11 protein-coding genes are annotated in these 12014 nt (G+C 66.9%); 3 read left to right on the forward strand and 8 right to left on the reverse strand.

Annotation, left to right across the window (positions count from 1 at the left end):
• Position 1: 1 nt before the first annotated feature.
• The 7 genes from carB to ACHQ4I_RS18520 all read right to left on the reverse strand — a co-directional run bounded on the left by carB (position 2) and on the right by ACHQ4I_RS18520 (position 8884).
• Positions 2–3310: a carbamoyl-phosphate synthase large subunit gene (gene carB / locus ACHQ4I_RS18490; RefSeq protein WP_420773026.1), complete on the reverse strand. Its 3309-nt coding sequence runs from the start codon at positions 3308–3310 to the stop codon at positions 2–4.
• Positions 3310–4422, reverse strand: a complete 1113-nt coding sequence (gene carA, locus ACHQ4I_RS18495) for a glutamine-hydrolyzing carbamoyl-phosphate synthase small subunit (RefSeq protein WP_420773027.1) — start codon at positions 4420–4422, stop codon at positions 3310–3312. The genes carB and carA overlap by 1 nt, the downstream gene beginning before the upstream one ends.
• A complete protein-coding gene (locus ACHQ4I_RS18500) occupies positions 4419–4916 on the reverse strand; it encodes a PH-like domain-containing protein (RefSeq protein WP_420773028.1) in 498 nt (165 codons plus the stop codon). The genes carA and ACHQ4I_RS18500 overlap by 4 nt, the downstream gene beginning before the upstream one ends.
• A complete protein-coding gene (locus tag ACHQ4I_RS18505; RefSeq protein WP_420773029.1) occupies positions 4917–6212 on the reverse strand; it encodes a dihydroorotase in 1296 nt (431 codons plus the stop codon).
• Positions 6209–7165 (reverse strand): aspartate carbamoyltransferase catalytic subunit, encoded by a 957-nt coding sequence (locus ACHQ4I_RS18510; RefSeq protein WP_420773030.1) that lies wholly within the window; start codon positions 7163–7165, stop codon positions 6209–6211. The genes ACHQ4I_RS18505 and ACHQ4I_RS18510 overlap by 4 nt, the downstream gene beginning before the upstream one ends.
• A 37-nt stretch (positions 7166–7202) precedes the next feature.
• Entirely contained in the window at positions 7203–7838 is a 636-nt protein-coding gene (gene pyrR, locus ACHQ4I_RS18515) for a bifunctional pyr operon transcriptional regulator/uracil phosphoribosyltransferase PyrR (RefSeq protein WP_040692178.1), read from the reverse strand.
• A 185-nt stretch (positions 7839–8023) separates the two neighbouring features.
• Entirely contained in the window at positions 8024–8884 is an 861-nt protein-coding gene (locus ACHQ4I_RS18520) for an SAM-dependent methyltransferase (protein ID WP_420773031.1), read from the reverse strand.
• 102 nt (positions 8885–8986) lie between these two features.
• On the opposite strand from ACHQ4I_RS18520, the gene ACHQ4I_RS18525 reads away from it, so the two are divergent.
• Together ACHQ4I_RS18525 and ACHQ4I_RS18530 are read left to right on the forward strand one after the other, a co-directional pair.
• Complete coding sequence (locus ACHQ4I_RS18525; protein ID WP_420773032.1) at positions 8987–9541, forward strand: TetR/AcrR family transcriptional regulator; 555 nt, start codon at positions 8987–8989, stop codon at positions 9539–9541.
• Positions 9542–9597: 56 nt separating this feature from the next.
• A complete protein-coding gene (locus ACHQ4I_RS18530; RefSeq protein WP_420773033.1) occupies positions 9598–10224 on the forward strand; it encodes an alpha-ketoglutarate-dependent dioxygenase AlkB in 627 nt (208 codons plus the stop codon).
• A 65-nt stretch (positions 10225–10289) separates the two neighbouring features.
• On the opposite strand, the gene ACHQ4I_RS18535 is transcribed toward ACHQ4I_RS18530, so the two are convergent.
• Positions 10290–11150 carry a hypothetical protein gene (locus ACHQ4I_RS18535; RefSeq protein WP_420773096.1) on the reverse strand — a complete coding sequence of 287 codons (861 nt, stop codon included), beginning with the start codon at positions 11148–11150 and terminating at the stop codon, positions 10290–10292.
• Positions 11151–11283: 133 nt separating this feature from the next.
• On the opposite strand from ACHQ4I_RS18535, the gene ACHQ4I_RS18540 reads away from it, so the two are divergent.
• Positions 11284–11991 (forward strand): HD domain-containing protein, encoded by a 708-nt coding sequence (locus ACHQ4I_RS18540; RefSeq protein ID WP_420773034.1) that lies wholly within the window; start codon positions 11284–11286, stop codon positions 11989–11991.
• The last annotated feature ends 23 nt before the right edge of the window (positions 11992–12014 follow it).

Raw genomic sequence — 12014 nt, forward strand, 5'->3', positions numbered from 1 at the left:
GTCAGCCACGCAGCACCGAATGCAGTTCCTGCAGGGAACGCACCCCGATGCCACCGTTGATGCTCGCCTCGATGCCCTGCACCGCCGCGGCCGCACCCTGCACCGTGGTGATGCACGGAATGTTCACACCCACCGCGGCCGTGCGGATCTCGTAGCCGTCCACGCGGGGCCCGGAGTTGCCGTAGGGGGTGTTGAACACCATGTCGACCTCACCGTCGCGGATCTGCTCCACGATGGTCGGCTGGTCGGCCGGACCGTCCTCGGAATGCTTGCGCACCTGTTCGCAGGGAATTCCGTTGCGGCGCAGCATTTCCGCGGTGCCCTCGGTGGCCAGGATGCGGAAGCCCAGGTCGTTGAGGCGCTTGACCGGGAACACCATGGCGCGCTTGTCGCGGTTGGCGATCGAGACGAAGACCGTGCCCTCGGTCGGCAGCGAACCGTAGGCCGCGGCCTGGCTCTTGGCGAAGGCGGTGCCGAAATCGGCGTCGATGCCCATGACCTCACCGGTGGACTTCATCTCCGGCGAGAGCAGCGAATCCACGCCGCTGCCGTCGGCCTTACGGAACCGGTGGAACGGCAGGACCGCTTCCTTCACCGCGACCGGTGCGTCGAGCGGCACGTGGCCGCCGTCGCCCTCGGCGGGCAGCATGCCCTCCTTGCGGAGTTCGGCGATGGTGGCGCCCATGGTGATCCGCGCGGCCGCCTTGGCCAGCGGCACCGCGGTGGCCTTGGAGACGAACGGAACCGTCCGACTCGCCCGCGGATTCGCCTCGAGCACGTAGAGCACGTCGTCCTTGAGCGCGTACTGGACATTGAGCAGGCCCTTGACGCCGATGCCCTTGGCCAGCGCGATGGTGGAGCGGCGCACCGCCTCGATATCGCTGCGGCCCAAGGTGATCGGCGGCAGCGCGCAGGCGGAGTCACCGGAGTGGATGCCCGCCTCTTCGATGTGCTCCATCACGCCGCCGAGGTAGACCTCGTCGCCGTCGCAGAGCGCGTCGACGTCGATCTCGATGGCGTCTTCCAGGAAGCGGTCGACCAGCACCGGATGTTCCGGGCTGAGTTCGGTGGCCCGGGAGATGTAGCCCTCCAGCGAGGCCTCGTCGTAGACGATCTCCATACCTCGGCCGCCGAGCACGTAGGACGGGCGCACCAGCACCGGGTAGCCGATGCCGGCCGCGATCTTCTTGGCCTGCGCGAAGGTGGTCGCGGTGCCGTACTTCGGCGCGGGCAAGCCCGCGGCGACCAGCACGTCACCGAATTCGCCGCGGTCCTCGGCCAGGTCGATGGCGGCGGCGCTGGTGCCGACCACCGGCACACCGGCGTCGGTGAGCCGCTGCGCCAGACCAAGCGGGGTCTGCCCGCCGAGCTGCACGATCACGCCGGCGACGGTGCCGGATTCGGTTTCGGCGTGATAGACCTCGAGCACGTCCTCGAAGGTCAGCGGCTCGAAGTAGAGCCGGTCGGCGGTGTCGTAGTCGGTGGACACGGTCTCCGGGTTGCAGTTGACCATGACCGTCTCGTACCCGGCCTGCGAAAGCGTCTGCGCCGCATGCACACACGAGTAGTCGAACTCGATGCCCTGGCCGATCCGGTTCGGACCCGACCCCAGGATGATCACCTTGTCGCGCTCGCGCTGCGGCGCGACCTCGGACTCGGCGGCGGGGTCGAGTTCGTAGGTCGAGTAGTGGTACGGGGTCTTGGCCTCGAATTCGGCGGCGCAGGTGTCGACGGTCTTGAAGACCGGACGGATGTCGAGTCGGTGGCGCAGTGCCCGCACGCCGGTCTCGCCCGCCAATTCCGGCCGCAGCGCGGCGATCTGGCGGTCGGAGAGGCCGTAATGCTTGGCGCGGCGCAGCAGCGGCTCGTCGAGCACGGCTGCGTCGATGACCTCCTGGCGCAGCTCGACCAGCCCGGCGACCTCGGCGACGAACCAGGGGTCGATGCCGGATGCCTTGGCGACGTCCTCGATGCTCGCGCCCAGGCGCAGCGCGCGCTCGACCTGGTAGATCCGTCCCTCGGTTGGGGTACGCAGGTCTTCCAGGACGGCTTCGGTATCGGTCCACTTGCCGTCGTCCTGGGTCCAGAAGCCCGCGGCCTTGGTCTCCAGCGAGCGCAGCACCTTGCCGAGTGCCTCGGCGAAGTTGCGGCCCAGCGACATCGCCTCGCCGACCGACTTCATGGTCGTGGTCAGCGTGGGGTCGGCGCCCGGGAACTTCTCGAAGGCGAACCGCGGCGCCTTGACGACCACATAGTCCAGGGTCGGCTCGAAACAGGCCGGGGTTTCCTTGGTGATGTCATTGACGATCTCGTCCAGGGTGTAGCCGATGGCCAGTTTGGCGGCGATCTTGGCGATCGGGAAACCCGTCGCCTTGGAAGCCAATGCGGACGAGCGCGAGACGCGCGGGTTCATCTCGATGACGATCAGGCGACCGTCGGCCGGGTTCACCGCGAACTGGATATTGCAGCCGCCGGTGTCCACGCCGACCTCGCGCAGGATGTCGATGCCGAGGTCGCGCAACTTCTGGTATTCGCGGTCGGTGAGGGTCATGGCGGGTGCGACGGTGACCGAATCACCGGTGTGCACACCCATCGGGTCCACATTCTCGATCGAGCAGACCACCACGACATTGTCGCGGCCATCGCGCATCAGCTCGAGTTCGTATTCCTTCCAGCCGAGGATGGATTCCTCGATGAGCACATTGGCCGTCGGCGAGGCGGCCAGACCGCCGCCCGCGATCCGATCCAGGTCCTCGTCGTTGTAGGCCATGCCCGAGCCGAGGCCACCCATGGTGAACGACGGCCGCACGACCACCGGAAAGCCCAGTTCGGTGACGGTTTCGCGAACCTCGTCCATGGTGTGGCAGACCCGCGAGCGCGCGCTCTCGCCGCCGACCTTGGCGACGATGTCCTTGAACTTCTGCCGGTCCTCACCGCGCTGGATGGCCTCGAAGTCGGCGCCGATCAGCTCGACGTTGTACTTCTGCAGCACCCCGCGTTCGTGCAGGGCGACCGCGGTATTCAGCGCGGTCTGCCCGCCGAGGGTGGCCAGGATGGCGTCGGGGCGCTCCTTTTCGATGACCTTCTCGACGAACTCCGGCGTAATCGGCTCCACGTAGGTGGAATCGGCGAATTCCGGGTCGGTCATGATGGTCGCGGGATTGGAGTTCACCAGCGATACCCGCAGGCCTTCGGCCCGCAGCACCCGGCACGCCTGGGTGCCGGAGTAGTCGAATTCGCAGGCCTGGCCGATGACGATCGGACCAGAGCCGATCACCAGGATGTGCTTCAGATCCTCGCGGCGAGGCATCAGGCTCCTTCCATGAGACCGGCGAAACGGTCGAAGAGATAGGCGGCGTCATGGGGTCCGGCGGCGGCCTCCGGGTGGTACTGCACCGAGAACGCGCGGCCGTCGACCAGGCGGACGCCCTCGACGGTGCCGTCATTGGCGCACACGTGGCTGACCTCGGCCTTTCCGAACGGGGTGTCGAACTGCTCGCCCTGTTCGCCCTCCAGCGCGAAGCCGTGGTTCTGCGCGGTGATCGAGATCCGGCCGGTCTCGTGTTCGACGACCGGGATATTGATGCCGCGGTGGCCGAACTTCATCTTGTAGGTCTTGCGGCCGAGGGCCCGGCCGAGGATCTGGTTGCCGAAGCAGATGCCGAACAGCGGCAGGCCCTGCTCGAGCACGCCCTGGGTGATCGCGACCGCGCCGTCCTGGGTGGCCGGGTCGCCTGGGCCGTTGGACAGGAAGACACCGTCCGGCTTCAGTTCCCGGATCTGGTCCAGGGTGACGGTCGAGGGCACCACGTGCACTCGCATGCCGCGCTGGGCGAACATGCGCGGGGTGTTGGTCTTGATGCCGAGGTCGACCGCGACGACGGTGAAGCGCGGGTCACCGTTCGGTTCGATCGTGTACAGCGCTTCGGTACTCACCTCTTCGGCCAGGTCGGCGCCCAGCATCGAGGGTTGTCCGTTGACGCGGGCCAGCAATTCATCGGCGTCGGCGAGTGCCGCACCGGAGAAGATGCCTGCCTTCATCGAACCGCGGGTGCGCAGGTGGCGCACCAGCGCGCGGGTGTCGATGCCCGCGATTCCGACGACCTGCTGGCGGTCGAGCTGGTCCTGCAGGGTTCCGGTGGAGCGCCAGTTCGATGCGACACGCGAGGCGTCGCGGACCGCGTATCCGGCGACCCAGATCTTGCCGGATTCGTCGTCCTCGTCATTCCAGCCGGTATTGCCGATCTGCGGGGCCGTGGCCACCACGATCTGGCGATGGTAGCTGGGGTCGGTGAGGGTCTCCTGGTACCCGGTCATCGCGGTGCAGAACACCGCCTCACCGAGTGTTTCGCCCACGGCGCCGAAGGCCGTGCCGCGGAACACCCGCCCGTCTTCGAGTACCAGCGCAGCTTCTTGAATCATCCCTCGTCGTCTCCCGTCATCGCCCTGGCCCACGCCGGGTACACCGTCTTGTCGTCACCTCGGAAACCGGTATCTATCTCGGTTCCGGTCGGCAGCTTCCAGCGAATTACCAGCACTCCATCTTCCGTCATCACCTTGCCCGCATGTCCGCGTTCGGTCCGCACGGCCGTAATGGATTCCTGCGGAATCCAGATCACCGTCGCACCGTCGCGCTCGAGCAGAATCCCCCGTTCGAACCGCGTGAGTTCCGCCGTAGCCCGGAAACCCAAGTCGCCCACCGCGATCCGGTCCTGCCAGCTGGGTGCGATGGTGCTGCCGAGATACATTCCGGTGGTCGGCTCGAGTACCTGAGCGCCGAGCTCACCCGGCACATCCGGCAATTCGCCGATGCGCGCCGCTTGTCGCGCGGCGCGGTTCTGCCAGCCTCGATACATCAGCCAGATGCACAGGGCGAACAGTACGAGCAGCCCGACCACCCACAGCGTTCTTTCCACTTACGGACCTCCCACCGCCTTGCCCTCACGGGCGGTCACCCGGCCTCGGAGCAACGTCGTTGTCACCCGAGCCGGGAACGTCATGTCTTCGAACGGCGTGTTGTTCGAAATGCTGGCGAGCGCGGCGGCCCGCACCGTCCAGGTCGCGTCCGGATCGACCAGCGTGAGGTTGGCCGGTTCGCCCACCTCGATCGGTCGGCCGTGGCCGTCGAGTCCGACGATCTCGGCCGGACGCTCGCTCATCACCCGGGCGACGCCGCGCCAGTCCAGCAGACCGGGCTCGACCATGGTCTGCACGATGATCGACAGCGCGGTCTCCAGGCCCAGCATGCCGGGTCGGGCGGCGGCGAATTCGCAGCACTTGTCCTGTTCGGCGTGCGGGGCGTGGTCGGTGGCGACGCAGTCGAGAATGCCCTCGGCCAGTGCCTGCCGCAGCGCGACGGTGTCGGAGACCTCGCGCAGCGGCGGGTTCACCTTATTGACCGCGTCGTAGGTTTCCAGGCGCGAGTCGTCGAGCAGCAGGTGATGCGGGGTGACCTCGGCGGTGATCGAAATACCTTGCGCTTTGGCCCATTTCACCAGCTCGACGGTGCCGGCGGTGGAAGCGTGGCAGATGTGCACGCGGGCACCGGCATCGCGGGCCAGCAGTGCGTCACGGGCGACGATCGACTCCTCCGCGGCGCGCGGCCAACCGGCCAGGCCGAGGCGCGCGGCGGTCGGACCCTCGTGTGCGACAGCGCCTTTGGTCAGGCGCGGCTCCTCGGCATGCTGGGCGATCAAGACGCCGAGCGAGTTGGAGTACTCGAGTGCGCGGCGCATGAGCAGCGGGTCGTAGACGCAGTGGCCGTCGTCGGAGAACATCCGCACCGCGCCGATTCCGGCGGCCATGGTGCCCATTTCGGCGAGTTGCTTGCCCTCGAGACCGACGGTGACCGCGCCCACCGGGAACACGTCGACCAGACCGACCTCTTGGCCGCGCCGCCACACGTGGTCGGTGACGACCACCGAATCGGCGACCGGATTGGTATTGGCCATGGCGAAGACTGCCGTGTAGCCGCCGAGTGCCGCTGCGGCGGAACCGGTTTCGATGGTCTCGGTGTCCTCGCGGCCGGGTTCGCGCAGGTGCGTGTGCAGGTCGACGAATCCCGGCAGCAGGATCTGGCCCTGCGCGTCGATGATCTCGGCGTCGATAATGCCCAGATCCGTTCCGATGGCGGCGATTACGCCGTCGCGCACGAGTACGTCGACCGGCTCGCCCTCGCCGTACGGCCGAACACCCTTGAGCAGCAGACTCATGCCACTGCCTCCTGGGTACCGACCAGCAGCCGGAACAGCACGGCCATCCGCATATGCACTCCGTTCGTCACCTGTTGCAGGATCGCCGCCTGCGAGGAATCCGCGACGGGCGAGGCGATTTCCATGCCGCGCAGCATCGGGCCCGGATGCAGGACGACCGCGTTCTCGTCCAGCAGGGCGAGCCTGCGCTCGGAAAGCCCATAGCTGACCGAATATTCGCGGGCCGACGGGAAGAAGCCGCCGTTCATCCGCTCCTGCTGCACCCGCAGCATGAGAACCGCGTCGGCGCCGGGCAATTCGGCGTCGAGCGAATGCGAGATCCGGGCGGGCCACAGGTCCGCGCCGACCGGTAGCAGCGTGCGCGGCGCGACCAGCACCACCTCGGCGCCGAGGGTGTCGAGCAGGAAGACATTCGAGCGCGCGACCCGGCTGTGCAGGATATCGCCGACGATGACGATCCGCTTGCCCTCGATATCGCCGAGGCGCTGACGCAGAGTCAGTGCGTCCAGCAGCGCCTGCGTGGGGTGCTGGTGGGTGCCGTCACCGGCGTTGATGATGGCCGGGCCCGGACGCCCCTCCGAAGCCGCCCAGGCGTCCATCCAACGCGCGATCTGGTGCGCCGCACCCGAGGCCGGGTGCCGGACGATGAGCGCGTCGGCTCCCGCCGCGTGCAGCGTCAGCGCGGTGTCGCGCAGTGATTCGCCCTTGGCGACCGAGGAGCTGCTCGCGCTGACATTGATCACATCGGCGCTCATCCATTTGCCCGCGACCTCGAACGAGACCCGGGTGCGGGTCGAATTCTCGTAGAAGACCGTCATCACGGTGCGGCCGCGCAGCGTCGGCAGCTTCTTCACCTCGCGGCCGAGCAGCGCCTGTTCGAAGCGTTCGGCCTCGTCGAGCAATTCGGTCGCGGTGCCACGATCCAGGTCGGTCACCGTCAAGAGGTGCCTCACGACGCCACCTCCATGACACTCGCTCCGGCGAGCCGGTTCACTGCGCTTCCTCCTGATGCAAGTAGACGCCGTCGCGGCCGTCGTGTTCGGTGAGCAGTACGGAGATGTCCTCGCTGCGGGAGGTCGGCACGTTCTTGCCGACGAAATCCGCGCGGATCGGGAGTTCGCGGTGGCCGCGGTCGATGAGCACCGCGAGTTGGACGGCGCGTGGCCGGCCGAGGTCGCGTAGGCCGTCGAGGGCCGAACGGACGGTGCGGCCGGAGAAGAGCACGTCATCGACGAGCACGACGAGTGCGTCCTCGATACCGCCTTCGGGTACCGAGGTGCGCTCCAGCGGGCGGTGCGGGCGGCTGCGCAGATCGTCGCGGTAGAGGGTGATGTCGAGGGAGCCGAGTGCCGGGCGGACGCCGGAGAATTCCTCGATCTTGTCGGTCAGTCGCGCGGCCAGGGTGGTGCCGCGGGTGGGAATGCCGATCAGCACCACGCGCGGTGCGTCCGGCTCGCCCGCATCCAGGGCGGTTTTCTCGATGATCTGATGCGCGATGCGCGCGATGGTCCGGCCGACGTCGGAAGGAGACAATAGCTCGCGTCCCGCGCTCACCCACTCTGGAGTGTGTCGCTGCGACGTTTCGGCAGCGCCGGACTTGGCGGCCCGTTCCTCGGGCACGGCCATGCCGACCTCCTTCCCCGCCTCACCGGACGGTCCGTTAAAGGATGTCTTACGGCAAGCAGCCTAGCAGCGCCGTTTGCACCGCTTTAACCAGGCATATCCCGCTGTGAGCGGGACCACCCGAACCCTGTGAGCGGGGCCACCCACGCGGATTCGGATGTTGCGGGCATACCGGGAGGTTTGTGTAGTTACGGTTCGCGCACCGCGACAACGACCCCGATATCCGGATCGTTCAATGCGGCGGGCCGGTCGAAGGCGGCGACCAGATCGTCCCAGCTGCGGAATTCGGTGCGCCAGCCGTGTTCGTCCAGCCAGGTTCTGGCATCGACACCGAGGCCGGTGCGCGGACGGTCCGCACCAGCGTCGCCACGGACCAGGCGTGCGAGTTCGCTGTACGGTCGGGCATTTTCGTCCACGGCGAACCGGCTGACACCGAAACGGCTTCCGGGAGCGGATAATTCGGTCAGCGTGGTGACCACGTGCAACGCGTATTCGTGGGTCAGGTAGCCGAGGACGCCCTCATCCACCCAGTGCGTCGGCAGGTCCGACCGAAACCCGCTCTCGCCGAGCAGCTTTGCCCAGTCCTCGCGCAAATCGATGGGCAACACCGCGCGTTCGCAGCGCGGTATTGCCTGCGCGGCGGCCAAGACCGGCTCCTTGAATGCGAAGAGTTCCGGCAGATCGATCTCGAACACTCGAACGTCGGCGGGCAGCGACATGCGAAATGCCCTGGTGTCCAAGCCCGCACCGATCAGCACGATCTGCCGTATCCCCTGTTCGACCGCCGCTGCGACCCGGTCATCGACAAGCCGGACGCCGACCGTTCGTCCTTCGAAGAACATGTCCGCGACCTCTTCGAGCCGCGCCCAGCGTTCGGCTCCCCCGTCGACATCGCGATAAGCGCGGCGCGCGGCGTCCACGAACAGCTGTGCGAACGGATCGTCGTACAGGCGGTCGGTGCGCGCGGATTCCCTGGCTCGGATCACCGCCACCCCGATCGCGGTCAATGCGACGCCTGCCATCGGCGCCTTCGGATGCGTTTCGGTCATTGCCGTCTCCCACTAATTAGCTTGTCGCCCGGCTAGTAATCCGAGCTCAGCGAAGACGCTAGGCTTCCACTAGCCGGTCGTCAAGCAAAATGGAAGGACGCCATGGACGGACGTCGCAGCGATACGCGTGAGCGGATTCGTTCGGTCGCAATGGAGTTGTTCTCAGAACGCGGCTACGAAAAGACCTCCCTGCGCGAGATAGCCGACCGCCTCGGCGTCACCAAGGCCGCGCTCTACTACCACTTCCGCACAAAGGAAGACATCGTCGTCAGCCTCTCCGATGACCTGCGTCGCGGCATCGACGACATCGTGACCTGGGCCGAGAGCACAGCACCCGGCCCGGAGCGAGCCGATGAAATCCTCACCCGCTATGGCGCGCTGCTACACGGCATCGGCCGCGGCATGGTGCGCTTCTGGCACGAAAATCAACCCGCCTTCCGACAGTTGGATTTCGGTTCCAGCATGCGCTATCAATTCCGCGTTCTCGCCGACCTCATGGCCGGTCCCGACCACCCGCCCCTCGCCGTCTTCCGCGCCCGCGAAGCCCTGCTCGCCATCAGCTGGAGCACCGCCATGATGGGCGATCTCCCGCTGACCGACGACGAGTGCTACGCCGCCGCGGTCGACATCGCCAAGGACATACTCACCAAGAACTGAAGTTCATGACCGTTTCTCGCTAGCACATACGTTCGATTGAGCGTAGATTCGGCGGCATGTCGACACCGCTGCAGGGATCGCTGCTCGACGGATTCGGAGAGATCGAGGTCGGAGGACTTCGGGGCATTCGACGGACGACATTGACTGCTGGGGCTTGGGTGGATGTGTTGCCCGGGTGGGTTTCGGGCGCGGACGCGCTGTTCGAGCGCCTGGTCGATGAGGTGCCGTGGCAGGCGGAGCGGCGGCCGATGTACGACCGGGTGGTGGATGTGCCGCGGCTGCTGTGTTTCTACGAGGAGGGTGCGGAGCTACCGGAGCCCTCCCTGGAGCAGGCGCGAGAGGCATTGACCGCACACTATCGCGAGGAACTCGGCGAGCCGTTCCGCACGGCCGGGTTGTGCTACTACCGCGACGGGCGCGACAGCGTGGCATGGCATGGCGACACCTTCGGCCGCGGCGCGACCGACGACACCATGGTGGCCATCGTTTCGATCGGTGCGCCGCGGGCGCTACTCCTGCGACCGCGCGGGGGCGGGGCGAGCATTCGGTATCAGGTCGGCCACGGGGATCTGCTGGTGATGGGCGGGTCGTGCCAGCGCACCTGGGAACATGCGGTACCGAAGACGCGCAAACCCACCGGGCCTCGGATCAGCATTCAATTCCGGCCGCGCGGCGTCCGCTGAGTGACGTCGCCGATCCACCGTCTGGATAGGGCAGCGCGGCGATGGTTGTGCTGCCCTGCACATGATCAGTTCGGCGCGATCGGCTCCGAGATGGCCCGGCGTTCCTCGGGCGTCGGGAAACGACGCCGACGAACGGTCGCGGCGTGCGACCAGATCGCCCGCTGAACATCCTCGGTCGGCGCGTGATCACCCAGCCGAGCCAGCACTTCGGCACGGGCCTGACGTGCGACGTTCACCTTCCGGCGATACTGCCGGAAGATCTGCACCTCACCGTTTCTGGCTTCGTCCAGATACTCGTAGTCCATGCCGTAGTAGGCATAGGCGCCCAATGTCGCGAGCAAGGTCCCCCAGGAACGCAACTGGTCCGCCGCGCCGAAGATCGTTACCAGGCCGCCGATGCGATCGACACGTTCCCATCCGGTCGGGAGATCGACGAAATGCCAGTCCCGCTCCCCCGGCCCCTTCGCCCGCCATTCCCGCAGCTCGGCCACCGCGGCGTCGAGGCCGAAGGTCTGCCAGCGCACGGTCCCTTGCGAACCATCGCGCAACGGCAGCCGCCTGCGCAGGCCGACGGCGGCGGCGCGGGTGAACACGGTCAGATCCGAGGGCACCAGCACGATGGGATCCGACGGCGCGGCGTCGAACGGATTCGGATCCAGATGCGCTGGATCGATCACCACCAGCGTGCCCGGTCGCCGCTGATAGGCCAGACCCCACAGCAGCCGAGCCAGCACCCGCGCGCCGCGCCAATCGGAGAGCACATGCCAGGTGTCGTGAAAACGGTTGGTGGCGAAGCGGAAATCGCTACCGGGGCGCAGGCTCAGCACCGTATACACCCGACCGTCGAGCACCATGGTGCGTCGATGCAGCTTCAGCATCGAATCGGTGGCCGAACCGGGACGCGGCCGTTTGTTGTGCGCGGCCACGTTCACCTCCAGTTCCGCCTCGCGTGCGTTCCAGGAGACCACGGCCGCCACCGCGCGGCAACGGATTATTTCGGGCAGCCGAACAGTGGTCCAGAGCACAGCGGTGCGCCGCCGCCCCCGATAGATTGGCCATATGAGCAAGCCTGGGGCGGGGGTTTTGGCCGTGATGCCGCTACATACGATCAGCGAGGTCTACGGCGAAAGCGGACTGCGCGAACGACTCCTTCTCGAAATAGCCGAATTATCCGATGCCGACCGTCTCACCGAGGCCCTGGATCTGGCCACCGAACTGCATCGCGACGATCGTTACGGCCGCGAACCTTATCTGAGTCACGTACTGCGCGTCGCGATTCGGATCATCAGCCATTACGAGGTGCGTGATCCGGATGTCGTCGCGGCCGGGCTGCTGCATGATTCCGTCGAGGATCACCCGGCCGAACTGGCCGGCGCCCGCCCGGGCTCGCCGACCGATGCCGCACTAGCCGAACTCTCCGCCCGATTCGGGACCCGAGTCGCCGAACTCGTCGCCGCCGTCACCAATCCCGAACCGGATCCGTCCGCCGATCGGCAAACGCAATACCGCGAACACGTGGCGGCCAACCTCGATCGCACGCCGTGGGCTCGCATCGTGAAACTGTCCGACTTCACCGACAACGGTGTCGGCATTCTCTACGCCGACGGTACGGCGATGCGCAAACTCGCCATCAAATACCGTCCGCTCACCGATATCTATCGCGAACTCGTCACCCGCCCCGACACTCCGCTGGCCGAGCACGTCAAACGCCATATCCTGCACCAACTCGACAGCGCCGACGAACGTTTCGACGCCATCCTCGGCTGACCAATTCCAGCGCCCGACAAGCG

Source organism: Nocardia nepalensis, assembly GCF_048910785.1.
Classification (GTDB): domain Bacteria; phylum Actinomycetota; class Actinomycetes; order Mycobacteriales; family Mycobacteriaceae; genus Nocardia; species Nocardia nepalensis.

Excerpts from the sequence above, each read along its gene's own strand:
- carB (WP_420773026.1), bottom strand. The coding sequence starts at position 3,310 with ATGCCTCGCCGCGAGGATCTGAAGCACATCCTGGTGATCGGCTCTGGT.
- carA (WP_420773027.1), bottom strand. The coding sequence starts at position 4,422 with ATGATTCAAGAAGCTGCGCTGGTACTCGAAGACGGGCGGGTGTTCCGC.
- ACHQ4I_RS18505 (WP_420773029.1), bottom strand. The coding sequence starts at position 6,212 with ATGAGTCTGCTGCTCAAGGGTGTTCGGCCGTACGGCGAGGGCGAGCCG.
- pyrR (WP_040692178.1), bottom strand. The coding sequence starts at position 7,838 with ATGGCCGTGCCCGAGGAACGGGCCGCCAAGTCCGGCGCTGCCGAAACG.
- ACHQ4I_RS18520 (WP_420773031.1), bottom strand. The coding sequence starts at position 8,884 with ATGACCGAAACGCATCCGAAGGCGCCGATGGCAGGCGTCGCATTGACC.
- ACHQ4I_RS18525 (WP_420773032.1), top strand. The coding sequence starts at position 8,987 with ATGGACGGACGTCGCAGCGATACGCGTGAGCGGATTCGTTCGGTCGCA.
- ACHQ4I_RS18530 (WP_420773033.1), top strand. The coding sequence starts at position 9,598 with ATGTCGACACCGCTGCAGGGATCGCTGCTCGACGGATTCGGAGAGATC.
- ACHQ4I_RS18540 (WP_420773034.1), top strand. The coding sequence starts at position 11,284 with ATGAGCAAGCCTGGGGCGGGGGTTTTGGCCGTGATGCCGCTACATACG.